The organism is Halofilum ochraceum, from assembly GCF_001614315.2.
Lineage (GTDB): Bacteria > Pseudomonadota > Gammaproteobacteria > XJ16 > Halofilaceae > Halofilum > Halofilum ochraceum.
Genome location: NZ_LVEG02000004.1, coordinates 160,312 through 184,774 on the forward strand (window position 1 = coordinate 160,312; position 24,463 = coordinate 184,774).

At 67.3% G+C, this 24,463-nt stretch carries 20 protein-coding genes; 14 read left to right on the forward strand and 6 right to left on the reverse strand.

Annotated features, from left to right (window positions below):
- Nucleotides 1–96 precede the first annotated feature (96 nt).
- The 4 genes from A0W70_RS04830 to A0W70_RS04845 are packed head-to-tail and all read left to right on the forward strand — an operon-like array spanning nt 97 to nt 3,978.
- Nucleotides 97–903, forward strand: coding sequence for an ABC transporter ATP-binding protein (locus A0W70_RS04830; RefSeq protein WP_245675811.1), 807 nt, complete (start codon nt 97–99; stop codon nt 901–903).
- On the forward strand, nt 884–1,591 hold the full coding sequence (locus tag A0W70_RS04835; protein ID WP_067561018.1) for an ABC transporter ATP-binding protein: 708 nt from the start codon (nt 884–886) through the stop codon (nt 1,589–1,591). The genes A0W70_RS04830 and A0W70_RS04835 overlap by 20 nt, the downstream gene beginning before the upstream one ends.
- A 5-nt stretch (nt 1,592–1,596) precedes the next feature.
- The gene (locus tag A0W70_RS04840) at nt 1,597–2,703 is read left to right on the forward strand and encodes a branched-chain amino acid ABC transporter permease (protein WP_067561020.1); all 1,107 of its coding nucleotides are present in this window, start codon (nt 1,597–1,599) and stop codon (nt 2,701–2,703) included.
- A gap of 3 nt (nt 2,704–2,706) precedes the next feature.
- On the forward strand, nt 2,707–3,978 hold the full coding sequence (locus A0W70_RS04845) for a branched-chain amino acid ABC transporter permease (protein ID WP_067561022.1): 1,272 nt from the start codon (nt 2,707–2,709) through the stop codon (nt 3,976–3,978).
- 520 nt (nt 3,979–4,498) lie between these two features.
- Here the strand turns inward: A0W70_RS04845 and A0W70_RS04850 are convergent.
- The gene (locus A0W70_RS04850) at nt 4,499–5,851 is read right to left on the reverse strand and encodes an ABC transporter substrate-binding protein (RefSeq protein ID WP_067561024.1); all 1,353 of its coding nucleotides are present in this window, start codon (nt 5,849–5,851) and stop codon (nt 4,499–4,501) included.
- 404 nt (nt 5,852–6,255) lie between these two features.
- Here A0W70_RS04850 and A0W70_RS04855 point away from each other — a divergent pair, with 404 nt between their 5' ends.
- The 6 genes from A0W70_RS04855 (at nt 6,256) to A0W70_RS04880 (ending at nt 12,824) form a co-directional block, all read left to right on the forward strand.
- The gene (locus tag A0W70_RS04855) at nt 6,256–6,993 is read left to right on the forward strand and encodes an MHYT domain-containing protein (protein ID WP_067561026.1); all 738 of its coding nucleotides are present in this window, start codon (nt 6,256–6,258) and stop codon (nt 6,991–6,993) included.
- A 275-nt stretch (nt 6,994–7,268) separates the two neighbouring features.
- Nucleotides 7,269–7,553: an HU family DNA-binding protein gene (locus A0W70_RS04860; protein ID WP_067561028.1), complete on the forward strand. Its 285-nt coding sequence runs from the start codon at nt 7,269–7,271 to the stop codon at nt 7,551–7,553.
- Nucleotides 7,550–9,502 carry an HU family DNA-binding protein gene (locus A0W70_RS04865; protein ID WP_067561030.1) on the forward strand — a complete coding sequence of 651 codons (1,953 nt, stop codon included), beginning with the start codon at nt 7,550–7,552 and terminating at the stop codon, nt 9,500–9,502. Before A0W70_RS04860 ends, A0W70_RS04865 begins: the two co-directional genes overlap by 4 nt.
- A gap of 102 nt (nt 9,503–9,604) precedes the next feature.
- Nucleotides 9,605–10,975, forward strand: coding sequence for a membrane-bound lytic murein transglycosylase MltF (mltF, locus tag A0W70_RS04870; RefSeq protein ID WP_067561032.1), 1,371 nt, complete (start codon nt 9,605–9,607; stop codon nt 10,973–10,975).
- Between the two features lie 57 nt (nt 10,976–11,032).
- Nucleotides 11,033–12,421, forward strand: a complete 1,389-nt coding sequence (pabB, locus tag A0W70_RS04875) for an aminodeoxychorismate synthase component I (RefSeq protein WP_067561034.1) — start codon at nt 11,033–11,035, stop codon at nt 12,419–12,421.
- Between the two features lie 61 nt (nt 12,422–12,482).
- Nucleotides 12,483–12,824, forward strand: a complete 342-nt coding sequence (locus A0W70_RS04880) for a PilZ domain-containing protein (protein ID WP_067561037.1) — start codon at nt 12,483–12,485, stop codon at nt 12,822–12,824.
- A 193-nt stretch (nt 12,825–13,017) separates the two neighbouring features.
- On the opposite strand, the gene A0W70_RS04885 is transcribed toward A0W70_RS04880, so the two are convergent.
- The gene (locus A0W70_RS04885) at nt 13,018–15,030 is read right to left on the reverse strand and encodes a UvrD-helicase domain-containing protein (protein ID WP_067561039.1); all 2,013 of its coding nucleotides are present in this window, start codon (nt 15,028–15,030) and stop codon (nt 13,018–13,020) included.
- 168 nt (nt 15,031–15,198) lie between these two features.
- On the reverse strand, nt 15,199–16,542 hold the full coding sequence (locus A0W70_RS04890; protein WP_067561041.1) for a DUF945 family protein: 1,344 nt from the start codon (nt 16,540–16,542) through the stop codon (nt 15,199–15,201).
- A 210-nt stretch (nt 16,543–16,752) separates the two neighbouring features.
- Between A0W70_RS04890 and ampD the strand changes: the two genes are divergently transcribed.
- Entirely contained in the window at nt 16,753–17,334 is a 582-nt protein-coding gene (ampD, locus tag A0W70_RS04895; protein ID WP_067561613.1) for a 1,6-anhydro-N-acetylmuramyl-L-alanine amidase AmpD, read from the forward strand.
- Nucleotides 17,331–18,236 (forward strand): regulatory signaling modulator protein AmpE, encoded by a 906-nt coding sequence (gene ampE, locus A0W70_RS04900; protein ID WP_067561043.1) that lies wholly within the window; start codon nt 17,331–17,333, stop codon nt 18,234–18,236. The genes ampD and ampE overlap by 4 nt, the downstream gene beginning before the upstream one ends.
- Before the next feature lie 21 nt (nt 18,237–18,257).
- On the opposite strand, the gene A0W70_RS04905 is transcribed toward ampE, so the two are convergent.
- A complete protein-coding gene (locus tag A0W70_RS04905) occupies nt 18,258–18,581 on the reverse strand; it encodes a hypothetical protein (RefSeq protein WP_067561045.1) in 324 nt (107 codons plus the stop codon).
- 205 nt (nt 18,582–18,786) lie between these two features.
- Here A0W70_RS04905 and ppc point away from each other — a divergent pair, with 205 nt between their 5' ends.
- Both ppc and A0W70_RS04915 read left to right on the forward strand, forming a co-directional pair.
- Entirely contained in the window at nt 18,787–21,519 is a 2,733-nt protein-coding gene (gene ppc, locus A0W70_RS04910) for a phosphoenolpyruvate carboxylase (protein ID WP_067561047.1), read from the forward strand.
- Between the two features lie 94 nt (nt 21,520–21,613).
- A complete protein-coding gene (locus A0W70_RS04915) occupies nt 21,614–22,159 on the forward strand; it encodes a hypothetical protein (protein WP_139150726.1) in 546 nt (181 codons plus the stop codon).
- A 12-nt stretch (nt 22,160–22,171) separates the two neighbouring features.
- Here A0W70_RS04915 and A0W70_RS04920 read toward each other — a convergent pair whose 3' ends face one another.
- A complete protein-coding gene (locus A0W70_RS04920; protein WP_067561616.1) occupies nt 22,172–23,536 on the reverse strand; it encodes a sensor histidine kinase in 1,365 nt (454 codons plus the stop codon).
- 135 nt (nt 23,537–23,671) lie between these two features.
- Nucleotides 23,672–24,349 (reverse strand): response regulator transcription factor, encoded by a 678-nt coding sequence (locus A0W70_RS04925; protein ID WP_067561052.1) that lies wholly within the window; start codon nt 24,347–24,349, stop codon nt 23,672–23,674.
- Nucleotides 24,350–24,463 lie beyond the last annotated feature (114 nt).

Consider the following 24,463-nt stretch of genomic DNA (forward strand, 5'->3'; position numbering starts at 1 on the left):
CCGGGGAACCATTTAGTATGATGATCCCGCACCCGATTGCCGGGGTCGGTGGGCACGGTCTATGCCCGTCGGACTGACTCGGGGGAGGTGTTGTTCTTGGACGCCGACCGGGACCGCGACAGCGACAGCCTGCTGGAGATTCAGGGCCTGACGAAGGACTTCGGCGGCCTGCGGGCGATCAATGGCTGCTCGCTCGGCGTACGCCAGGGCACCATCACCGGCCTCATCGGCCCGAATGGCGCCGGCAAGACGACGCTGTTCAACATCATCACCGGCTTTATCCGCCCCGATGTTGGCCGCGTTCATTTCCGCGGCCGGGACATCACCAACCTGCCGCCATATCGCATCTTCGAACGCGGGCTTGCCCGTACCTTCCAGATCCCGCGTGAACACCAGAGCATGAGCGTGCTCGAGAACCTGATGCTGGTGCCGTACGGCCAGTCCGGTGAGCACATCTGGAATGCCTGGCTGCGGCCGGGGACCGTGCGTGATCAGGAAGCCCGCAATCGGGACAAGGCCTACGAGGTGCTCGAATTCTGCGACCTGACGCATATGGCGCAGGAACCGGCCGGGCGCATGTCCGGTGGCCAGAAGAAACTGCTCGAGCTCGCCCGGACGCTGATGGCGGACCCGGCCTGTGTACTGCTCGATGAGCCGGCGGCCGGCATCAACCGGACGCTGATGCAGCGCCTGACGGACAATATCGAATACCTGCGCCGTGAGCGCGGGATCACTTTCCTGGTGATCGAGCACGACATGGACCTCGTGATGAGCCTCTGCGACCCGGTCATCGTCATGAGCGAGGGCCGCTATCTCATGGAGGGCGCGCCGGAGGAGGTGCGTAGCGACCAGCGCGTGCTCGAAGCGTACCTGGGTGGTCAATATGCCGCTGCTGAAGGCTGAAGGCGTCACCTGCGGTTACGGCGACGTCGAGGTGCTCACCGACGTCTCCGCGCACATCGAGCCGGGCGAGATCGTCTCGATCATCGGCCCGAATGGCGCGGGCAAGTCGACCCTGATGAAGTGCGTCTTCGGCCAGATCCATCCGTGGCGGGGCTCGGTCACCTTCCGGGACACCGACATCAGCCACATGGAGCCCTACGAGATCGTCCGGCTCCGCATGTGCTACGTGCCGCAGGTGGCGAACGTGTTCACGGAGCTCACGGTGGAGGACAACCTGGAGATGGGGGCCTACGTGCTCAGCGATGGCGGTCTCGCCGAGCGCAAGGAGCGGATTTTCGAACTGTTCCCGCGCCTGGCCGAACGCCGCCATCAGCCCGCCGGCAAGATGTCCGGTGGCGAGCGCCAGATGGTGGCGATGGGCAGCGCCCTGATGCTGGACCCCGAACTGCTGCTGCTCGATGAGCCCTCCGCGGGGCTCTCGCCGAAGATGGTCGACGTCATCTTCGATCGGATCGTGCGGATCAATGGCGAGGGCATCGCGATCCTGATGGTCGAGCAGAACGCGAAGGCGTCGCTGCGGATGGCCCACCGCGGCTACGTGATGGCGAATGGAGAGAACCGCATCGATGGCCCCGGTCAGGACCTGCTGAACGATCCCGAGATCGGACGACTCTACCTTGGAGGGTGAAGGCAATGCCGCAGTCCGACAAGGATACCGAGGCGGCCCTCGCGGACGAGGCCGCGCATGAGCATGTAAAGACCCGCTGGAGCGAGCTGCGTACCGGCGAGCGCATCCAGGCGGCATTGCGTACGCGCGCCGCCATGGTCGGCGCCATCGTGCTCGTACTCCTGCTGATCTGGATCGCGGCGGTGGTGCAGGACGTGAGTTACCAGCGCCTGGTGTCGCTCACGGCATGGGGGGTGATGCTCGGCGGCGTGATCGCGCTCGGCGCGATCGGGCTGACCCTGATCTACGGCGTGGTGCGCTTCCCGAATTTCTCGCACGGGGCGCTCGTCAGCCTCGGCGCCTATATCGCGCTGACCGTGGTCTGGATCTGGCCGGGTCAGTCGCCGAAACTCGGGCCTTTTTCATTCGGCTGGGATCTGGTCCTCGGCCTGCTGATCGCCATGCCCCTGGTCGGTCTGGTCGCGCTGGCGCTCGATCGTGCCGTGTATCGTCGTCTGCGGATGAAAAAGTCCTCGCTGGTGCTGTTCGCCATGGCCTCGCTGGCCATGGCGTTCTTCGTGCGCAGCATGATCTATCTGATCTGGGGTTCTGATTTCCATTTCTATTACCAGGGGCGCTCCCATCCCGCCCTCGAGTTGTGGTTCGGCATGCGGATCCAGCCGGATCAGATGTTCATTCTCGGATTCGCGCTCGTGCTCGTGGGCGGTCTCTACGTGCTGCTGGGGCGTACCAAACTGGGCAAGGCCATGCGCGCCACCGCGAACAATCCCGAACTCGCGCAGGTGCGCGGCATCAACACCGAGCGGGTGATCGCGTGGAGCTGGGTCATGAGCGGTGCGATGGCGGCCGCCGGCGGCGTGATGTACGGGCTCGCCTCGCAGCTGCGCCCCGAAATGGGGTTCTATCTTCTGCTGCCGATGTTCGCCGCGGTGATCATGGGCACGATCGGCAATCCGCGCGGCGCGCTCGTCGGCTCTCTGGTGATCGGCGTGACGATGCAGGTGTCGACGGCATTCATGAACCCGGCCTACGGGCCCGCGGTGGCGTTCCTGTTGATGATCATCACGCTGCTGCTGCGGCCACAGGGGCTGTTCGGGGGCTCGGGGAGCTGAATCATGGACCATGAAACGCTGCTCAAGGCCGGTTTCGTCGCTTTCCCGCTGGTCATCCTCGGCCTGTGGCTGATCCCGCTGCGGCCGGCTTTGCGTGTGGCGGCGGCGCTCGCGCTCGGCGCGGCGCTGGCGCTGCTGCTGTCCGTCAGTCTGACGCCGGGCAATCTGGCATATCTGACCTCCTTCGCGACCATGGCCGGGATCTACGCGATCCTGACCCTCGGCCTGAATATCCAGTGGGGCTATACGGGCCACCTCAATTTCGGCATCGCCGGCTTCTTCGCCGTCGGGGCGTTCACGACGGCCCTTTTCACCACGAGTGCACCGACCGGCACCATGGCGCAGTACACCCAGCAGGCGTTCGGGCTGGAAATGCCGTTTCTGGTCGGGATCGCGGCCGCCGCCGTCATCAGTGGTGTGGTGGCCCTCCTGATCGCTGTGCCCGTACTGCGTCTGCGCATGGATTTCCTGGCGATCGCCACGATCGGGATCGCGGAGATCATTCGCCGCATCTTCCAGAACGAGCGCTGGCTCGCCAACGGCCCGCAGCCCCTGCGCGGCATCCCCCAGCCCGGGCGGTGCCTGTTCGAGGACGGCTGCGGCTGGTCACCGGAATGGCTGATCTGGCTGCTCGGGCCGCTCGAGCAGCGTGACTACAATTTCTTTTATCTGATCATTGTCACACTGTTCGTCGTCGCGATTTACTGGCTGGCCGAGCGCGCCGTGCGTTCGCCCTGGGGCCGGATGCTGCGCGCCACCCGGGACGAGGAATCCTCGACCGCCATGAGCGGCAAGAACGTGCCGTGGGTGCGGATCCAGTCGTTCGTGTTCGGCGCGATCATCATGGGCATCGGCGGTGCCATCTATGCCCATTACGTCATCACGATCGACTACAGCCACTTCCGCCCGCTGTTTGCCACCTTCCTGGTCTGGGTGATGCTCATGCTCGGCGGCAGCGGCAACAACCGCGGCGCATTGCTGGGTGCGTTCGTCGTCTGGGGCGTATGGAGCGGCACGGCCTTCCTCGCCGGGGCGCTGGAACCGGTGCTCGCGGCCATCCACTCCGAGCTCCCGGAACGGGCCAACTACCTGCGCTGGCTGTTCGTCGCCCTGCTGCTCGCGGGCATCGTGCTGTTCCGCCCGCAGGGCATCCTGGCCGAAGAGACCGTCGTGTCCCGCTACGCATTCGGCTCCCGCCGCCGCGGCCGCATCCACGCGCGGAATCCGTCCCCGGACGAAACCGCCGACAGCCCACCCGGGCGGAGCGGACAGTAGCCCCGACCGGGGGCAAACCGCGAATGGTCGAGACGATCGGTGGATCATCCGCGGGGATTGGGGGAGCTGCGCTGATGCCGTGTAGCCAGCTTAGATTCCGAGAGCGGAACCACGAATGAACACGAATGCACACGAATGGTTTTCGGGGCGTGCACCGTTCCGGGGAGCTTCGCTGGAACCGTGATAGCGCCGGACTCTCTGAAAGCAGAAACCGCCTGCAGTCAGGGTTTTTTGTCGTCAGGCGGCGTCTGAGCGCCACATCGTTTCAGCGGAGCTCCGACGAGCTTTGCGAACCACAAACAACATTCGTGTTCATTCGTGTTCATTCGTGGTTCCGACTTTTCCCTTTTCGGGGTCCTCACGCCATCAGCGCCAGCTGCACAAACGTGCGCTCTCCCTGAAGCGCCATTCGTGGTTCAGGCGTTTCACTGCGTAACGGTGATTCTCGGGCAGGGTGGCCACAAAAAAGGACGGGGTCGCGGCGCGACCCCGTCCCGTGCAGTCAGCCTCGATCGAGGCCTTATTCGGCGGGTATGTCTTCCGGGCTGCGCAGATCGATCGTCTCGATCTCGCCCGCGTCGGTGAACTCCCAGATCTCCACGGGCGTCTTCACGTCACCCGCATCGTTGTAGTCCACCGCACCGGCGGCGCCCGAGTAGTCCACGTCGGTGCCGTCCTTGATCATCTGCATGCCCTTGGCCAGGCCATCGGCATTGCCGCCAATGACCTGGTCACCCGGCGGGTTCGACACGGGGCGCAGATGGTCGCGGATGACCGGGCCGGTGAGGTCGGTATCCCCGTTGGCGACGGCCCGTGCCACCGCGAGACCGATCGTGACGGCCGCGTCGTAGGCCGAGGCGGTGAACGGCGGCACGCGTGTGCGGCCGTATTCCTTCTCGTACGACGCCTCGAAGTTCTTGTAGGCCGGGATGGAAGGATCCGAGCCCGGTGCGGTGCCGAGCTTGCCCGCGAGGGTGTCGGCGCCGACGGCCTCGATCACCTTCGTGGACTTGTTGCCGTCGCAGAACAGCCAGCTCGTGTAGTCGAAGGTGTCACGCGACTCCTTGCAGAACGTCGCCGTGTGGCCCGGATAACTGGCACAGAACAGGATATCCGGGTCGTCCTTGAGCGCTGCCGCGAGCTGGGATTTGTATGTCGGCTGCACCTGTTCGGGGTGCGGGATCTGCGCATGGACGGTGCCGCCGCGCAGCTGGAAAGAGCGCGCGAACGCGTTCGACAGCCCCTGCCCGTACGGGTTGTTCACGTAGATGGTCGAGGCGGTCTTGAACTTGAAGTCGTCCATGATCTCGCCCGACGCGAGCTGTGCCACGACGACGCCCTGGAAGGTATCGGGTGACGTCGTGCGGAACAGCAGATCCTTGCCCTCGTCCTCGGGCAGTACCGAGATCAGCGGCGATGTCGAGCCGTTGGAGATCTGCAGCACGTTGTTCGGGATCGCCACGGAGGTCGCGGTCGCCGTGGTCACGCCGCTCGACCAGGCACCGACATAGGCCGGAACGCCGTCGGACTCGACCAGCTTGCGGGCCGACTCGATGGCCGGCGTCGGCTGCGTGTTCGTGTCTTCCGTGATGATCTCGGAGATCAACGGCCCGCCGAACACCTTCTCCGCCGCGGCGTTGATGTGTTTCACGCCGAGATGGGCGGCGTCGCGGTAGAACGGACCGAATTCGGCGGCCGAGCCCGTCATCGGCGCGATCTGGCCGAGCTTGATCGTGGGCGGTGCCGCCAGCACGCGGATGGAGGCCGTACCTCCGACCGCGAGCACGCCGCCGGTGATGGCGGTGGTCTGCAGGAAACGCCGGCGACTGATGGATGCCTGCCGGGTATCGGGATTCTTGCGTTGGTTGGTCATGATTCCGCCCCCCGGTTTGCAGTTGGTTGCGGAACCGGATGCACGCGGACTGCCGATTGCCGGGCCGCGGTGCACCCGGGTGGTTTCGACGAACTTCGCACTTCGACTATAGCAAAGGCTGCCTGTACGGCAACCGGCCGGACCGGCTACCCCTGTCCCCATGTTCATGGGCGCGCCGGTTCCGGCCCGGGCACCGTCTGCCCCGCCAGCACGCGCACGCCGCTGGCCCGGATCGGGGCGACGGATCGGGCGGGCATTGACCGGAGCAATATAGTTGCGCACAATCTAAACAGGTTGCGCGCAACCTTTGCTGGCAATGCCCGACGCTTCAGGTGCGGGCCGTGGGCATTGCCCGACCGCTGCCGTGTTTCATCGCGGCGCGTCATTTACCGGGGGATAACTCGATGACGAACACATTCGACGACTACAGCCTGTTGCTGATCGTGGTGTCGTATCTCGTATCAGCTCTGGGCGCTTTCACGGGGCTTATGATTTCGCGGCATATCCGGACCGAAGAGGGCGAGATCCGCTTCGGCTGGCTCACGCTCGCGGCGCTGGTGATGGGGGGATGCGCGATCTGGGCCATGCATTTCATCGGCATGCTCGCGTGGCGCCCCGAAGTAGCCTTGACCTATGACACCAACCTGACCGCGCTGTCACTGGTGTTGTCGATCGGTTTCACGATGGCGGGGTTGTATGTCGTGCACCGGTTCCACGGGACAACAGCATGGCTGGGGGCCGGTCTGGTCATGGGACTCGGCGTCGCCGCGATGCACTACACCGGCATGGCCGCCGTGCGGATCGCGGCCGAGATGAGCCACGATCAGGCGCTCGTGGCCGTGTCGATCGGCATCGCCGTCGCCGCCTCGATCGCCGCGCTGCGCATCGCGGTGCACTGGCGCGGCGCGCTGCGCCATGCGAGTTCACTGGTGATGGCCTTCGCCGTCTGCGGCATGCACTACACCGGCATGGCGGCGATGCGGCTCCAGCCCTCCGGTAGTGCACCGGATTATTTCAGCGGTGCGTTGACCCGACCGGTCATGAGTATCGCCGTGACGCTGGCGGTGGTCTGCGTGACGATGGTCGCGATCATCAGTCTGTTCGGTCGCCAGCTCGAGGAAGTGCCCGGGTCCGGCGTCTGATCGCGCCGGGACGGGTGCACTGAAACCGGGGCGACGGATGCGCCGAAACCGTAAATGGATCCGATGCAGCCCTGCCCGCCGCCGCTGAGCGCGGGCGTGCACCGTATCCTGATGGTCCCTCCCGCAGGCGGTTGCAAACCGCCGTTCCGCCCGGCACTGCCGGGCGTTTTTTTAGCGGACAGGGCGCGGGCGGCAGTCCAATGCCCCCTGGCCGGAAGTCCGGTATACTGACCATCGGCTCGAATCGATCCACACCCCGAGGGGAGGGGGGATCGATGAACAAGTCCGACATCGTCACGCACATCGCCGGCCAGCTGGGCTACAGCAAGGCCGAGACCCATCGACTGCTCGATGCGTGGATCGAAGCGATCTCGCATCACCTGGCGGTCGGCGACCGGGTCGTATTCCGTGGACTCGGCTCATTCGGGACGCGCGAAGTCCCGGGGCATCGCGGTCACCGGCCCGCGGACGGCCAGAGTATCGAGATCCCCCCTGCCCGCCAGGTCACTTTCCGCCCCGCCGAGGGGCTACGTGCAGCCATCCGTGAGCGGTCTGAATGAGCGGCCGGGTCTTTGACGGCCGCATCGCCGAGGGGATCGCGCCTGACGACCGCGCGCGACAGGAGCGTCTGAAGGCCACGGCACGCGCGCTCGTGACGGCGGTCCGCGATGGTCTCGTGCGCGATGGTGCCGTGCGCCTGCATGGTTTCGGGACCTTCCGTCTGCGCCCGGTCGCCGCGCGCCGCGGCCGCCATCCGCGCACCGGCGAGCCGATCGACATCCCGGCCGGCTGGCGCGTCATGTTTCGGCCGGCCAAGGCGCTGCGCGAACGGATCGAACCGGATCGGGCGCCGGCGCTCCCCATCGGAGAGCCCCACGCCTCGCGGGAAGCGATGCTTGCCGCCAGTGCCGCCGACGCGGCACGGAACATCCGGAGCGGAGCGGGCAGGATCCCGGCGCAAGGCATTGCAGCGCCGCCACCGATGGCGCCTGATCGGGTCGCCGCGGCGGCAATGCCGGAACGGAAGTTCACCGCCCAGGGCCCGGTCCCCCAGGTGCCGGCCGATCTGGAATGGGATTCTCGCGTCACCCGGTCCCCGGCGGCGCTCATGCGCGCCCCGACAGCGAATGAGCCGCCGGCGGCGGAAGAGGTTCGCACTACGGAGTCTGCCCCGACGGAGCCGCCGTCCGCCCCGGTAACCGCGCGCCGTCGGATCGGTTACCGCTACGCGCTTGTGCTTCTGCTGGTGTTACTGGTCGCTGGTCTCGCCTGGCTGTTGCGACCTTTTGATTCGCCCGTTCCCCGCGTGGCCGAAGAGCCCGAGCCAGTCGCTTCCGGGCAGATGGCCGGTAACACGGGAAGCGCGACGCCGGATCCGGCCGCCATGTCCGGCGGCGCCGGTTCCCGGGAACCGGAGTCCGCAGCGACCGCCACGGAGCAGACCGATGGCCCGGGCGCGGTCGAAGGGGACGCCGGGGCGGCGAAGGAGATGGCGGAGGCGGACCCGACGGCAAGCGCTGACGGGGATGCGCCGGCAGCGTCCGGCGATACGGGCGCGACCGATGGGGACGGAGCGACTGTCGGCGGAACCGTGGCCGAGGCGAAGCCGGCCGTTGATCCGGGCGGCAGCGACGCCGCCACCGCCGCGACACCGGAGATGGCGAAAGCGACCTCGACGGCAACCACCGATCGGGATGACCCGGAATCCCCCGGTGATGCCGGTGCGGTCGATGAAGGCGGCGCCGTAGCCCGGGAAACCGTGGCGGCGGGTACGGGGCCGACCAGCGGCCAGGCGGGTGCTGACGCCGAAGTCAGGGCTACCTCGTCCGAGGCAGCTGAAGAGACCGCGGCGCCCCCCTCTGACCCCGCGAAAGCCGCTGGCGGGATGGCCAGGGATGGGGATCCGGGCGGCGAAGCCGCTCGGGATGCCGGTGCCACGCCCGACGCGGGTGATAGCCCCGCGGCCGGCACCGAAGCCGCGCAAACCGCGACGGTGGCCGGGGATGGGGCAACCGGCCCAGCAGCGGAAGCGCCCAGCCAGGGTCAGGCCGTGTCCGGAACGCGTGCCGCTGACGAAGGCGCCGCCGAAAGCGGGCCGTATTTCCAGGGGCGTGATTACACCGTGCGCAGCGGTGATACTTTGTGGGACCTGGCCGACCGTCAGTACGTGAATCCGTACTACTGGCCGCACATCTGGAACCACAACACCGATATCGAAAACCCCGACCGGCTCGAGGTACGCCAGGGGCTCTGGCTGCCGACGCTCGAAGGCGAACCACGATCGCTGACCGAGGCCGATCGCCGCAGCATCGCCGAGGGCTACCTGCTCCTGTACCGGTTCTTCCGCGAGCAGGGGGACGCGAACCCGCAGTACGCCCTCGTCGGCGTGCGTTATTTCGATGCATCGGTCCTGCCCGAGCGGCTGCGCGGTACTGCCGCGGGGTATCCGGGTGATACCCTGGCGGCAGTCTTTCAGGCTCGGCTCGAAGCCGAATTCCCGCTCGACTGAATACCGCCGGGCAGTCAGGCCGGCGGTGCAATCCGTCGCGGCCGGCTATGCGAACCCGCTCGCATGGAACGACGACCTATAACTGAATCGGGAGGACCGTCGATGCGCCGCCGTCACTGGATTATCGCCGCCGCTCTGCCCCTGGTGCTGAGCGCCTGCGACCGCTCCGGAACGAATGCCGAGCAGGCACCATCGCGCTCGCTCGAGGAAATCCGCGAAGTGGGTACGCTGAGCGTCATTACGCGCAATGCCCCGACGACGTGGTACATCGACCGCGACGGCGAGCCCACCGGGCCTGAGCACGATCTGGTGGAATCGTTCGCCGAGTCGATCGGCGTGACGGTGGAATACAAACGCCGGGACACGGTCGCCGCGGCGCTGGATGCGGTCGAGAACGGCGAGGGGGACCTGGCGGCCGCCGGGCTCACGCGGACGGAGGCCCGCCGCGACCGGTTCCGCTTCGGACCGGCCTATCAGCCGGTGACGCAGCAGGTGGTCTGCCGGCGCGATAACGTCCAGCCGGAGTCCGTGGAGGATCTGATCGGCCTCGACATCGAGGTCATCGCCGACAGCAGCTATGTAGAGCGGCTGGAGGCACTCAAGGCCGACGGACACCCGGATCTGGCATGGCGGACCAACGCCGAGGTGGACACCGAGCGATTGCTGCGCAAAGTCTGGGAACGCGAGATCGACTGCACGGTCGCCGACTCCACGATCGTCGATATCAACCGGCGCTATTTCCCGGAACTGATCGCCCCGTTCAATCTGTCCAGCGAACAGCAGCTCGGCTGGGTCATGCCCCAGGCACGGGACGATCTCGCCAGTGCCGTCGAGGACTGGCTTGCCGAATTCCGCGACAGCGGGCAACTGGAGGATCTGCGCGAGCGCTACTATGGCTTCTTCGCGCTGTTCGACTACGTCGACACCTCGGTCTACATCCGGCGGATCCGGGAGCGTTTCCCGCAATACGATGCCTTCTTTCGGGAGGCGGCCGAGCAATACGATTTGCCCTACATGCTGCTCGCGGCCCAGGGCTATCAGGAATCCCACTGGAACGCGGCCGCACGGAGCCCGACCGGGGTGCGCGGGATCATGATGCTGACGCAGAACACGGCGCGCGCGATGGGCGTGGAGAATCGCCTTGACGCCCGCCAGAGCATCTTCGGTGGCGCCAAATACCTCGCCCGCATGAAGCAGCGGTTCGTGCCGGAGGTGACCGAACCCGACCGGACCTGGCTCGCGTTGGCCGCCTACAACGTCGGGCGCGCGCACATGCACGATGCACAGACGCTGGCGCGCAAGCAGGGCCTCGACCCGCACCGTTGGGGGGATATCAAGAAGGTGCTCCCGCTGCTGGCCGATCCCGCGTACTACAATGATCTGAAATACGGGTATGCGCGTGGCACGGAGCCCGTGCGCTATGTGCGGCGGATCCGCGAGTATCAGCACATCCTGGCCAATCAGGTCGATTGAAACGGGGGCGGGTGCGGTCTAGCATCCGCGTTCCCTGAACCGCCGGCAGACCGCGCCATGAACGCCGCCCAGCGCTTTGTCGAACTGCCGTATCGGCCGGATCCGGCCGCGGCCTTCGAATGCATCGTGGACGAGCCCTGGCCAGTGCTGCTGGACAGCGGGGCGCATGGCGGTGCGCGCGCGCGCTTCGACATCCTTGCGGCGGACCCGTCGGTGACCCTCGAAACCCGGGGCGGTGAGACCCGGCTGGTGCGGCGTGACGGCAGCATCATGGACTCGCCCGCCGATCCGTTCGCACTCGTGCGCGCCGAACTCGGCGCCGTGGAGTACCGCCCACCGGACGGCCTCCCGTTCGCCGGCGGTGCCATCGGCTGGTTCGCCTATGACCTCGCGCGCCGGCTCGAGCAATTGCCGGCACGGGCCATCGATGCCGAGCAGATTCCGGAGATGGCGGTCGGTATCTACGACTGGGCCTTCGTCACCGACCATGTCGAGCAGCGGAGCTGGATGGTCGCCGCCGGCCGCGATACCCGCACGGCGGAGCGCTGGTCCGAGCTCGAGAGCGCGTTCCGGGCGCCCGGGGTGCCCGTGGATCGCGGACGCCTGCGGGTTCAGGGAGCGGCGCGGGCGAATCTCGACGAGGCGGCCTACCGGGAGGCATTCGCGCGCGTGCAGCGCTACCTGCGGGCCGGCGACTGCTACCAGGTCAACCTCGCACAGCGTTTCGAAGTCGCCGCGAGCGGCCCCTCCTGGCCCGCGTTCCGCCAGCTCCGGCATGCGGCGCGGGCACCGTTCGCTGCGTACATGAGCACCCCGGCGGCGGACATCCTCTCGGTCTCGCCCGAGCGCTTCCTCCAGGTCGGCGCCGATGGCCGCGTCGAGACGCGCCCCATCAAGGGCACACGCCCGCGTGACTCCGACCCCGCCCGTGACCGCGAACTGGGCGAGTCGCTGGTCGCCAGTGCCAAGGACCGGGCCGAGAACGTCATGATCGTCGATCTGCTGCGCAACGACCTCGGGCGGGTCTGCGCGACCGGCAGCGTGCGCGTGCCACGCCTGTTTGAACTCGAGAGCTTCCCCGGCGTGCACCATCTGGTCAGTACCGTGACCGGCCGGTTGGCTCCGGAACGCCACGCACTCGATCTGCTGCGGGCGTCGTTCCCCGGCGGGTCGATCACCGGCGCCCCCAAGATCCGGGCGATGGAGATCATCGAGGAACTCGAACCGCACCGGCGCGGCGTCTACTGCGGCGCGATCGGGTATATCGGCTTCGATGGCGCGATGGATACGAACATCGCCATCCGCACGCTGGTGTACTCGGACGGGCGCGTGCGCTGCTGGGCCGGTGGCGGCCTCGTGATCGATTCGGAGGCGGCGGCCGAATACCAGGAGACCTTCGACAAGGCGGCCGGTATGCTGCGGCTGCTGCGCGAGGCCGCCGATTGATACAAGTTCGTTACATTTTCCGCCGCTGCGGTACAATCGCCGCGGCAACCGGGGGAGAATCATGGAACGACGCGAAGTGCCGCGGCGTCACCTCATGTTCCTGCTGCGCGTGTTCGATGCGGAAACCGGCGCCCAGCTGGGCTGCATCACCGATATCTCCAGCGCGGGGCTGATGGTCACCGGTGAGCGCCCGCTCAGCGTTGACCGCACCTACCGATTGCAGATGCGGATGCCGCCGGGCGTCGACGGTGGCCGCGAGTTCGAGTTCCCCGCGACGGTCGCCTGGGTGGCCGATGACGTGCATCCGGATTTCTGTGATATCGGGTTCCGTGACCTCGAACTCACCGCGGAGCAGCGAACCGCGCTGACCGATCTGATCGAAGCGTTCGAGCTGCGCGACTGAGCGGCTGACCGCCCGGATGGAATCCATCCGGAGTGAAACCAGGCGACATACCATCGCAACGGGCTTCGGGCCCTGGCGCTGGACCGGAACAGCGCAGCCTGTGGACCCGCCTGGTCTAGGATTACGATCTTCGCATCGACGGGGAGCCCGTTCCGGTGACCTGAAACCCTGGGGCCGCGCGCCGGCCTGACGACTACTCGCCGAGCAGTGCCCGCAGATTCGCCATCTGCTCGCGCCCGGCGGCCCGGCGGGACTCGGGGTCGCTCGGAGCCTGCGTACCTTCCCACACCAGATCATCGTTCGGCAGTTCTTCAAGGAACCGGCTCGGCTCACAATCGATATCCTCGCCCCAGCGCCGGCGCTTCTCGGCATAGGTGAGGGTGAGCGAACGCTGGGCCCGGGTCACGCCGACGTAGGCCAGTCGACGTTCCTCGTCGAGCCGGTCCTCGGCCAGGCTGGCACGGTGTGGCAGGACTTCCTCCTCCATGCCGGTGATGAACACGTGCGGGAACTCCAGCCCCTTGGCGGCGTGCAGCGTCATCAGGCTGACGGCGTCGCCGCCCTCGTCATCGCTCTGGCGGTCGAGCATGTCCATCAGCGTGAGGCGCGCGACCAGCGCGGGCAGGTCGCGTTCCTGGCCATCCTCGTCGGTCGCCATGCGCCCGATCCAGGCGAGCAGCTCCTCGACGTTGCCCGCGCGCTTCTCCGCCGTCTTGAGGTCGCTGGAGATCTCGTCGAGCCAGTCGCGGTAGCCGATCTCGTCGATCGTCTGGCGCAGCACCGCCAGCGGATCGCCGCGCTGGGCGTTGTCGCCCATGTAGACGATCCACTCGCCGAACTGCTGCAGGCGCCGCAGCGGCGTACCCGATACATGCTCGCCGAGGCCCATCTCGAAGCTCGCGTTGAGCATCGACGTGCCCCGGTTGCGGGCATAGTGGCCGAGCTTCTCCAGCGTGGCGGCACCGATCTGTCGGCGCGGGGTATTCACCACGCGCAGGAAGGCGGTGTCGTCATCCGGGTTCGCCATCAGGCGCGCGTAGGCGAGGATGTCCTTGACCTCCGCGCGATCGAAGAATGACGCCGAGCCGCTGACCTGGTAGGGGATATTGCGCTCGCGCAGCGCCTTCTCGAACGGGCGCGCCTGGAAGTTACCCCGGTAGAGGATCGCGAAATCGCTCCACTTGAGGCCGTGGCGCAGGCGTCGGGAGAGGATGTCCGCGGCCACCCGATCGCACTCGTCCTCGCCGGAGGGGCAGGCGATCACGCGGATCGGGTCGCCGAGACCGAGATCGCTCCACAGCCGCTTCTCGAACACGTGCGGGTTGTAGCCGATGAGATGGTTCGCCGCGCGCAGGATGCGGGCGCTGGAGCGGTAGTTCTGCTCCAGTTTGACGATCTTCAGCCCGCGGAAGTCGTTCTCCAGCCGCGCCAGATTCTCCGGCCGCGCGCCGCGCCAGGCGTAGACGGACTGGTCGTCGTCGCCCACCGCCGTCAGGCCGCCGCCGACGCCGACGAGCTGTTTCACCAGCTCGTACTGCGCGTTGTTCGTGTCCTGGTACTCGTCCACCAGCAGATGGCGCACGCGGTTGTCCCAGCGTTCACGGATCTCCGGGTGTTCGTTGAGCATGCGCACCGGCTGCACGATCAGGTCATCGAAATCGACCGCGTTATAGGCGTGCAACAGCTTCTCGTACTGCCCGTACACCCGCGCCGCGCGGGCCTCCTGCTCGTCCTCGGCGATCGCCAGCGCGCGGTCGCTGCTGACGAAGTCGTTCTTCCAGCGGCTGATGATTCCGCGCAGCTCGTCTTCCTCGTTCAGGTTGCCCGAGGTCTCGCCGCGCACGAGTTCCTTGATCGCCGTCAGGCTGTCGGTCGAGTCCATGATCGTGAACCCGCGTCGATAGCCCATCGCGTTGCCGTCCGTGCGCAGCAGGTACAGGCCGAGCGTATGGAAGGTGGACACCGACAGGCCGCGCGACTCTTCCTTCTTGAGCGTCTGCGACGCGCGCTCCTTCATCTCGCGGGCGGCCTTGTTGGTGAACGTGACCGCGAACACGCCCTTCGCCGGCAGGCCCGCCTCGCGCACCAGCCACGCGATCTTGTGCGTGATCACGCGCGTCTTGCCGCTGCCGGCGCCCGCGAGCACCAGCATTGGCGTACCCATATGGCGCACCGCGGCGCGCTGCTGTGGATTCAGATCGGCCATGCATTCCCGAGCGGGAGGCGAGGAGGAGACGCCATTCTACGCGCGCCCTGGTAACCGGTCACGGCTTGACGCGCGGCCATTGTCACAATCACGCAACGCCCGCGAGAGTCACGACCGTAGGCGCGTTTTCAGCGTAGCCGAACGCACGTATCTTCGGCTGGGCGTCCCTCAACCGCCGAACAGCGACCGCCCGTTGATCCTGATCGCGCCGCGGTCGTAGCTGGCGCTGGCTTCGAGCTGGCCATTGTCGAGGGTGAGAAGGCCCTGTGCGGCCAGGGTGCGCAGCGTGTTGGTGGCGTCGCGCTTTGCCCGGGCGGGGTCCGTGTCGCCACGCATCTCGATGCTGCGTGCCACCGCGTCGATCACCATGGGTTCTGGCGCGACGGCGCTGATCTCGCCCTGCGCGAGGCCGATGAGGTCGTCCATGCCGATCGCTTGGCGGCCCTCGCCGGGCTCCGCGAGGCCCGCCTGGGCGGAGATCTCGAGGCGGCCGTCGGCCGTGTGCGCCTCGAACGTGTCGAGTCGGATTTGCGGTTCATGGGCGGCGATCTCGCCCCAGGGCGCGGCCCGCAGGCGGGCCATGATGTCATCGGTATCGATGGGCTGATCGCCGTCGGTGAAGGTCTGCTGCACGTGCTGCAGGAATGACGGGGCAATCCCCTCGCCGCTCAGATTCAGGCGCAGTCTCGACAATTGATACTCCGGGCTTTCGAGGGCCGCCGCTGATACCTTGAGGGCGAAGCCGAGCAGGTCATCGCGCAGGCCCGCCTCGTCGGAGAAGCGCAGGTCGGAGAGCACGAAACCGCCGCCGTTCGGGGTATCGAGTTCGATCCGTTCGACCCCGCCGGAGGCGCCACCGCTCCAGACGTGCTCGAATGCCGTTTCCTCGTAGCGGCCGCTCGCCTCGACCGCGTTGATCCGCAGACCGGTGAATTCGCCGTCGCCGGGCTGCAGGTGCAGGCCGGGCATGTCGACCTGGTAGGCGAGGTCGCGATCGCCGCGGCCGACCGTCACGGTGGCATCGAGGCCGCCCCAGCTGACCTGGCCGCCGTCGATCTCGCGCATGCCGTCGGTGGCCGGGGAGTGCATGTGGATCGTCCGGGTCCCGAACCAGTCGATGCGCGTGTTGACCCGCAGCGGTTTGCGGTCGTCGCCATACAGCGCGCGCACGGTTTCCCGGACCCGGCCTTCCGGGATGCGCGGTTCGGTGACGATGCGGGCGAGATCGGTGCCGACCGTCGGGGCATGCTGGATGCGGTGATCGAGGACGATGGTCAGGCGCTCGTCCGTGTCCGGGTCGCCGACCGTGAGTTCACTGGTGGCGGTGGCGCCGAGATAGCCCTGGTCGAATGACGTCATCTCCCAACCGTGGACGAAGGGCGAGGCGGCGGTGGCCCGGTCGCGGACATGCGCGAATTCCTGCTGCGTGATCGTGCCGATGATGGGGGGTGCCGCGGCGGCGCCGATGGCGACCGTGCCTGCCGCGATGCCGATCAGGATGCCTTTGCGCATGGAAGTTCCCAGTTTGGTTCGATAACGGTGTGGGCAACGGGCCCGGATGGCCGGATGCGGCCCGCGTGCGACGCCGAGGCGACATGGTACAGGTGTCGCGCTCGCCCCGGGACATCCTGGTCGACCCGGCTCGACTTGAGCGAAGTGATTCGTTGTCAGGTGCGGGGGATCGGTTCACTATTCCCTTCAATGAATATCCGGAATCCGGCCATGCACGTCGATCCCGCTACCGGGCTGCTCGATGCGGCCCGTCAATGCCCCTCGCCGAACCGCGATGTCCGGCCCGATTCGCGGGACCTGACGCTGGCGGTCATCCATGGCATCAGCCTGCCGCCGGGGGAATTCGGGGGCGACGCGATCGATCGCCTGTTCACCAATACGCTGGATCCCGATGCGCATCCGTATTTCCGGGAGATCGCCGACCTTCGGGTCTCCGCGCATATGCTGATCCGCCGCGATGGCGAGTTGGTGCAGTATGTGCCGTTCCACGAGCGCGCCTGGCATGCCGGGCGCTCCTGCTGGGGCACGCGGGAGGCCTGCAATGATTTTGCGATCGGGATTGAACTGGAGGGCACGGATCACCTGGCGTACGAGGCAGTGCAATACGAGCGTCTGGCGGGAGTTGTGACCGCGCTCGCCACCGCTTATCCTCGATTCGATCCACGGTGTCTCGCGGGACACTGCGACGTGGCGCCGGGGCGCAAGACGGATCCCGGCCCGGCCTTCGACTGGCGTCGTCTTGATCGGCTGCTGGGAGCCGAAGGGCGCATTGCGGGGAGTTCTGCGGGATGACGCTGATTACCGTCCTCATAGGTCTGTTTATCGACCGGATCACGGAGATGCACCGGGAAAGCCGGGCGTCCCGGTGGTTCGGCCCGGTAGCGGAGACCATTGCCACGCGCCTGCCGGCGGATCGGTCCGGCGTGCTCGCCGCGCTTGTGGTCGTCGTACCGCCGGCGGTGCTGATGCTCGCGGTGCAATGGGCCGTGGGCGGCTGGCTCTATGGCCTCGTCGGTATCGCGCTTGGCGTGGCGGTGCTGCTGTTGACGCTGGGGCCGCTCGATGTCTCGGACGTGCTGGAGGACTATATCGAGGCCCGGCGCGCGGACGATACCGAGCGCAGTAACTGGTTCTACGAGCGTTTCACCGGCGACCACGTGCCGGATACCGTGCAGGAGGAGGGGCGCTGCATGGTCGAGGCGGTGCTGGTGCGTGCGCACGACCACGTTTTCGCCACGGTGTTCTGGTTCTGCCTGCTGGGGCCGGCCGGTGCGGTGCTCTACCGGATGGCCGCCGAGGCGGCGCTGCAGCCGGCGCCGGGCATCGTGGCCCGGCCCGCGCTCCATCGTGCGTTGCGCCACGTGCTTGGCGTTCTGGGCTGGATCCCCGCGCACCTGATGGCGTTCGGTTACGCGATGACGGGCAGTTTCGAGCACGCGCTCGGGCGCATGCGTGCGACCACGGCGGCGGCCTCCGATCTGCTGACGGCCAACCAGTGGTTGCTGATCAACACCGGCACCGGCGCGCTGCGTGGGGACGATGAACTCGAGCGGAATGCGCCCGGCAGCGATGGCGAGCGGCGTTCCCAGCACCCGGCGGCAGCTGCCGACGGGGCGCGCCGGCTGGCCTTGCGCACCGGCGTGCTGTGGCTCGCCGCGCTCGCCCTGCTGACCCTCGCCGGGTGGTTCAGCTGAGGGACACTCCGGCCACGGCGCTTACAGCGATCGGGCGATCGCCTTGCGCACGGTGAAGAACCGGTAGCCGTTGATCTCGAATTCCACGCGTTTGCTCTTGGCATCCCCGTAGTAGCGCACGATCTCGACCTCCAGGCCTTCCCGCAGCTGGATGCACTTGCCGTGATTGATCCAGCGGTCGTAGCGCTGGGTACTGCCGTTGTCCTGGAATTCGAGCATAGCCTCGAGCCAGAAGGGCTTGCCGCAGGCGGGGAATTCGCCGGTGGTCTTGTCCGCGAGGGCGGATCCGACGGGGGCCGTGAGCAGGGCCGTGGCGATGGCCGCGGCGGCGGTGCTGGTCTTCATTTTGCCTCCTGGCCTATGCGGCCCTGGATCGGAAAGACAGGTGCGGGGGCCCGCGCCTCATGCCCGAATGCGACCCATTATGGCAAAGCCGTTGTCTCAGGGCGAAATATGGCCGGGAGCACATTGACAGGCTACAAAACGGTACAGTAAAAGGCCGGGCCTCGCCCCTACGGGCCCCCGCGATTGCATCGCCCAGGAGATTGCCGTGGTAGCCGCACCCGATTCGCGTGACCAACAGGCCGCCGCACCCGAGGACGCGCCCCTGCGCAAGGATGTCCGTCAGTTGGGCAACCTCGTTGGCGAGATCATCCACGAACAGTTGGGTGCCGCGTTCTTCGAGAACGTCGAGGCGGTCCGCCGCGCTGCCATCCGTCGCCGCCGCGGCGAAGCCGACGCGGCGGACGATCTGCGCCAGCGCCTGCACACCCTGTCGGCGGCGGACGCCGGTGAGCTGGTGCGGGCCTTCGCGACCCTCTTCCAGGTCGTCAACCTGGCCGAAGAGGTCCATCGTATCCGGCGCCTGCGGGAGCGCCAGGTCCGGGGCGAGTCACCGGAGATCGAGGGGCTGCAGCAGGCCTTCGAGGATCTGCGCGCCGCCGGCTTCGACCGCGAAGGGCTGCAGAAACTGCTCGATGACGTGCTGATTGAGCCGGTCTTCACGGCGCACCCGACCGAGGCGACGCGCCGGACGATCCTGGAGAAACAGCAGCGCATCATCCGGGCCCTGACCGATCGCCTCGATCCGTCGATGACGCCGGCGGAAGATCGGGTGGCGCTCAATGTCGTGCGCTCCGAAGTCACCTCGGCCTTCCAGACCGAGGAACACCCCAGCCTGCGCCCGAGCGTCGCGGACGAGCTCGAGCATGTGCTGTTCTACCTCACGGATATCATCTACCGCATCGTGCCGCCCTTCTTCGAAGAGGTGGAGAACGCGCTGGAGCATGTGTTCGGCGACGACGCCGAGCAGATCGAACTGCCGACCCTGCTGCGGTTCGCCTCCTGGGTCGGCGGCGACATGGACGGTAACCCCAACGTCGATGCCGAGACCCTGCGCAACGCCCTGCATCAGCAGCGCACCAGCATCCTCGCGCGCTACCGCAGCGAGTTCACGCAGCTGGCCCGGCGCCTGTCGCAGTCGACCTCGCGGATCGGGGTGGATGCCGCCGTCACCGACCGGGTCGCGGATTACATGGAGCGCTTCCCCGCGGCGGCGAAACGGATCCCGCCGCGCCATCGCAACATGCCCTACCGCGAACTCTGTCACCTGATGTCGGCGCGCCTGCAGGCCACCGTCAATGACGAGGACAACGGCTATGCCACGCCGGACGAGTTCATTGGCGATGTCCGCGCGATGGCCGACAGCCTGCGCAACAACCGCGGCGAGCATGCCGGCATGTTCAGCGTGCAGCGCCTCCTGCGTCGCGCCGAGACCTTTGGGTTCCATCTGGCGACGGTCGATGTCCGCCAGGACGCGCGCGTGCACCGCGCGGTCATGGGCCGCTGTCTCGGCGACGAGCAGTGGGCGGAACGCGACGCCGCTGAGCGCACGGCCGTGCTCGAGCGTGCGCTGGCCGAGGGCCGCGATCCGGAGCCGGTGACCGACGAACAGAGCACGAAGACGTTCGACGTCTTCCGTGCCATGGCCGAACTGCGCGAACGCTACGGCCCGCGGGCGATCGGCTGTTACATCATCAGCATGACCCAGGGGCGGGATGATCTGCTGACGCTGCTGCTGCTCGCGCGCTGGGCCGGATTGACCACGCGGGATGGCCGTGTCGATCTCGATGTCGCCCCGCTGTTCGAGACGGTCGGCGATCTCGAGGCCGGGCCGGAGATCATGGAGCAGATGCTCGCCGACCCGAATTACCGCGACCATCTGGCCGCGCGTGGTGACCGCCAGGTCGTCATGGTCGGTTACTCCGATTCCAGCAAGGACGGCGGCCTGGTCGCCTCGCGCTGGGCGCTGCAGTGCGCGCAGACCGATCTCGTCGATGTGGCCGACCGGTTTGGTGTTGACCTGACGTTTTTCCACGGCCGCGGCGGGACCACCAGCCGCGGCGGCGGACGCATCCACCGGGCGATCCGCTCGGCGCCGCGCGGTTCCGTGCGCGGGCGCCTGCGTGTGACTGAGCAGGGCGAGGTCATCCACACCAAGTACGGCGTGCGCTCGACCGCCATGCGGACCCTGGAGACCAGCCTCGCGCCGGTGCTCCAGGCGACCGGGGCACCGCGCCCGCTCGATTCGCGCGAGGAGGAGTGGACGCGCATGATGACCGAGATCGCCCGCGCCAGTCGCGCGGCCTACCGCGGTCTGGTCTACGAGGACGAGCGCTTCCTCGAGTACTTCCGCCACGCCACGCCCATCGACGTGATCGAGCGCATGGCGATCGGCTCGCGGCCATCGGCGCGCAAGGCCGATCAGCGCATCGAGAACCTCCGGGCCATCCCTTGGGTGTTCGCCTGGACCCAGAGCCGCCAGGTCCTGCCGGGCTGGTTCGGCCTCGGCTCCGGCCTGCAGGCCGCAATCGACCGTTGGGGCGAGGATGCGGTCGCGGAGATGCTCTCGGACTGGCCGTTCCTGGCGAACGTGGTCAACGACACCGAGATGGTGCTGGCCAAGGTCGATCTGGGCATCGGCGCCTGGTATGCGGAACTCGCGCCGGAGAACAGCCGGGCGGTGTTCGACGAGATCCAGTCCGAGTACAACCGGAGCGTCGACCTCATCCTGCGCCTGAAGGGCAACAGCCATCTACTCGACGACGAGCCGGCGCTGAAGCGCTCGATCGGCCTGCGCAATCCGTACATGGACCCGATGAGCCTGGTCCAGGTCGACCTGCTCGCGCGCTGGCGCGCCGCCGGACGCGAGGACGACGCACTCTTCCGTTCCCTGCTGTCGACGGTCAACGGCATTGCCCACGGGCTGCAGCAGTCAGGGTGATGCGAGCACGGTAAGGGCGCCGGCATTTGCCGCTGCGGCACGCTATGATCGGGGTATGATGCCGTCGTTTCGTACCCGACCGTCCGCAATCGCCGTGCTGACGGCTTTGCTGGTCGGCGCCGGTTGCGCGTCGCCGGGGACTCCCGGTTCGCGCACGGACACGCCGATCGCGCCCGGTTCGGTCCTCGTGCTCGAGGAAGGGATGCTGCTGCCCACCGATGACGCACGGGTCCATTTCCAGGCCGGGCGGGTCACGCGTTATCACGATCGCAATCGCTTCGCTCCCTGGTGCAGCCTGGGTCTGCGCGAAGATGGGGACGAGCCTCTGCAGCAGGCGATCAAGCCTGGGCGCTTCCGGGTGGAAGCAGCCCGCTCGGGTGCACGTGCCGGAACCTCACCGCTGCGTGGCCTGCGGGTGGCGGGGACAGTCCCGACACTCGCGGGGATGCACCCGGGTGGCGGCGGGCTCGGTCATCTCACCTGGTATCTTGAACTGCGTTTGCATTCCGAAGAACAGCCCCAGGTCGATGACCTGACCTGTGCGATCGACCGGCCGCCGGACTGGCGCGGTCGCCTGGGTCTGGAATCGGTGCGCCAGGCGCTGAGCGGTCTCGGGCGGATCGTCCCCGCCGGGGATTGACCGGCGGCCGCATCAGGCGGGATCTTCCGTTCGCAGCGTCATCCGCACCCGCAGTCCCGGCTCATTGTCCTCTAGCAGCAGATCGCCGCTGTGCAGCTTGGCGACAGCCGCCACGAGGCTGAGCCCGAGGCCACTGCCCGGTGAGCGGCGGTGCGTCTCCAGGCGCACGAAGCGTTCCAGCACGTTTTCGCGCTCCTCCGCCGGCACGCCCGGCCCGCTGTCGGCCACCACGAGTTCCGGTCCCGCTTCGGTATCCCGGGCTGCGAGTTCGATGCGACCGCCCGAGGGGGCATATTTCACGGCGTTGTCGACCAGGTTGGTCAGCGCCTGGAACAGCAGGTCACGGTCCCCCAGAGTCCGGATGTGATCGCCAGGCTCGACCGCGAGCTCCTGCTCATGCGCGGCCGCGACGGGTTCGTAGAGTTCGCCGACATCGCTGATCAGATCGCTCAGGTCGATGCGGCCGAAGCGCCGGCGGCTACCGGACTCGACCTCGGCGATCCGCAGCAGCGCGTGGAAGGTGGTCAGCAGGCTGTCCGCATCAGCGATCGCCTGATCCAGCAGGGTGCCATCGGGGTCGTCGCCCGCCTGCAGGCGCTCCAGGCGCCAGCGTAGCCGCGTGAGCGGCGTGCGCAGGTCATGCGCAATGTTGTCCGAGACCTGTCGCACGCCGTCCATCAGATCCTGGATCTGGTCCAGCATGCGGTTCAGGTTCAGGCTGAGCCGATCGAAGGCGTCGTCCGCGCCGCGGATCGGCACCCGCTGCTGGAGCTCGCCGGCCATCACTTCGTGCGCGGTTTGGTTGATCCGCTGCAGCCGCCGCGCGAGCATCCGGCTGGTGATGAAGCCGCCGCCGATCGCCAGCGCCACGGCGATGCCGAGTCCCCACGCGGAGGCGCCCGCGATCAGGCGCTGGAAAGAGCGCTGCGCGACGACATTGCGGCCCACCAGCAGGTGCAGTCCATTGCCGAGCGTGAAGGCGCGCGCGCGGACCGGGTAGGCGGCGCTGGTGCCGGAATCGAGCTGGAATTCGAGCCAGCCGGAGGCATCCGGCGCAATCGGGTCCGGCCAGCGGCTGATGTTCCCGGCGATCGGGTTCATTTCGTTGTCGGTCAACAGGTACACCGACTGGCCGCCGATGTTGGCTGCCGACTTGTTGCTGATCTCGCGCGCCAGCGCGCCGGTGCCGCCGTTGCGGTAGCGGTTGGCGAGTTCCGCCACTTCCGTGGCGATCGCCGCGTCCGTTTGCCGCGACAGGTAGCCGGCGGTCGCGTAGTGCACGAATCCCAGCAGACCGACGACCGATACCGTAAACAGCAGCGTATACAGTGCCGCCAGCCGGAAGGTGGCGCTCTTGAGTAGCGGTCTGATCTGCATGCTCATCATGATCCAGGCGCCACGATCCGCGCGCTGTGGCGGCGCATTCCCTGTCTACTGGCGGGTGAAACGGTTCGGAACGGGTGAGCCTGCGTGGTGCCGCAGGGCCTCGGTACCGCAGCCAGGGCGCGTCGGCTAATCAGGGGCCCGCAGGGTGTAACCCGCGCCGCGCACGGTCTGCAGCATTTCGTGCTCGTATCCGCGGTCGATCTTCTGGCGCAGACGGCTGATATGGACGTCGATCACGTTCGTCTGTGGATCGAAGTGGTAGTCCCAGACGTGTTCCAGCAGCATGGTCCGGGTGACGACCTGACCGGCGTGACGCATCAGGTACTCCAGCAACGAGAATTCGCGTGGCTTGAGTTCGATCGTGTCCTGGCCACGATGCACGGTCCGGCCCAGCAGGTCCATCTCGAGCTCGCCCACGACCAGGCGGGTCTGGCTGCCGGCCGGGGACGGGCGGCGCAGCAGGGCCTCGAGCCGGGCGATCAGTTCGGAGAAGGAAAACGGTTTGACGAGATAGTCGTCGCTGCCTTCGCGCAGGCCGGCGACGCGATCGTCAACCTGCCCGAGCGCCGACAGGATGAGTACGGGGGTCGAGATATTGGCCTGGCGGACCGAGCGGATGATCGACAGGCCATCGACATTGGGCAGCATGCGATCGACGATCATCGCGTCGAACTCTTCGTAGAGCGCGAGAAACAGGCCGTCCTTGCCATCGCTGGCCTGTTCGACCGTGTAGCCGTGTTCGCGCAGCCCCTTGGAGAGGTACGCTGCGACCTCCGCCTCGTCTTCAATTACCAGAATGCGCATCGGTTTCCGCCTGCAAAAGGTATCGCGACAGTGTACTGCAACACCGCGGTGGCCGGCGCAACAGCGGCCACCGGCGCGGGACAAAAAAGGCCGTCCGGAGCTCGGACGGCCAGG

Bases quoted from the DNA above. Each gene is read 5' to 3' on its own strand.
- A0W70_RS04835 (WP_067561018.1), top strand. From the start codon at position 884: ATGCCGCTGCTGAAGGCTGAAGGCGTCACCTGCGGTTACGGCGACGTC.
- A0W70_RS04840 (WP_067561020.1), top strand. From the start codon at position 1,597: ATGCCGCAGTCCGACAAGGATACCGAGGCGGCCCTCGCGGACGAGGCC.
- A0W70_RS04845 (WP_067561022.1), top strand. From the start codon at position 2,707: ATGGACCATGAAACGCTGCTCAAGGCCGGTTTCGTCGCTTTCCCGCTG.
- A0W70_RS04850 (WP_067561024.1), bottom strand. From the start codon at position 5,851: ATGACCAACCAACGCAAGAATCCCGATACCCGGCAGGCATCCATCAGT.
- A0W70_RS04855 (WP_067561026.1), top strand. From the start codon at position 6,256: ATGACGAACACATTCGACGACTACAGCCTGTTGCTGATCGTGGTGTCG.
- A0W70_RS04860 (WP_067561028.1), top strand. From the start codon at position 7,269: ATGAACAAGTCCGACATCGTCACGCACATCGCCGGCCAGCTGGGCTAC.
- A0W70_RS04865 (WP_067561030.1), top strand. From the start codon at position 7,550: ATGAGCGGCCGGGTCTTTGACGGCCGCATCGCCGAGGGGATCGCGCCT.
- mltF (WP_067561032.1), top strand. From the start codon at position 9,605: ATGCGCCGCCGTCACTGGATTATCGCCGCCGCTCTGCCCCTGGTGCTG.
- pabB (WP_067561034.1), top strand. From the start codon at position 11,033: ATGAACGCCGCCCAGCGCTTTGTCGAACTGCCGTATCGGCCGGATCCG.
- A0W70_RS04880 (WP_067561037.1), top strand. From the start codon at position 12,483: ATGGAACGACGCGAAGTGCCGCGGCGTCACCTCATGTTCCTGCTGCGC.
- A0W70_RS04885 (WP_067561039.1), bottom strand. From the start codon at position 15,030: ATGGCCGATCTGAATCCACAGCAGCGCGCCGCGGTGCGCCATATGGGT.
- A0W70_RS04890 (WP_067561041.1), bottom strand. From the start codon at position 16,542: ATGCGCAAAGGCATCCTGATCGGCATCGCGGCAGGCACGGTCGCCATC.
- ampD (WP_067561613.1), top strand. From the start codon at position 16,753: ATGCACGTCGATCCCGCTACCGGGCTGCTCGATGCGGCCCGTCAATGC.
- ampE (WP_067561043.1), top strand. From the start codon at position 17,331: ATGACGCTGATTACCGTCCTCATAGGTCTGTTTATCGACCGGATCACG.
- A0W70_RS04905 (WP_067561045.1), bottom strand. From the start codon at position 18,581: ATGAAGACCAGCACCGCCGCCGCGGCCATCGCCACGGCCCTGCTCACG.
- A0W70_RS04920 (WP_067561616.1), bottom strand. From the start codon at position 23,536: ATGCAGATCAGACCGCTACTCAAGAGCGCCACCTTCCGGCTGGCGGCA.
- A0W70_RS04925 (WP_067561052.1), bottom strand. From the start codon at position 24,349: ATGCGCATTCTGGTAATTGAAGACGAGGCGGAGGTCGCAGCGTACCTC.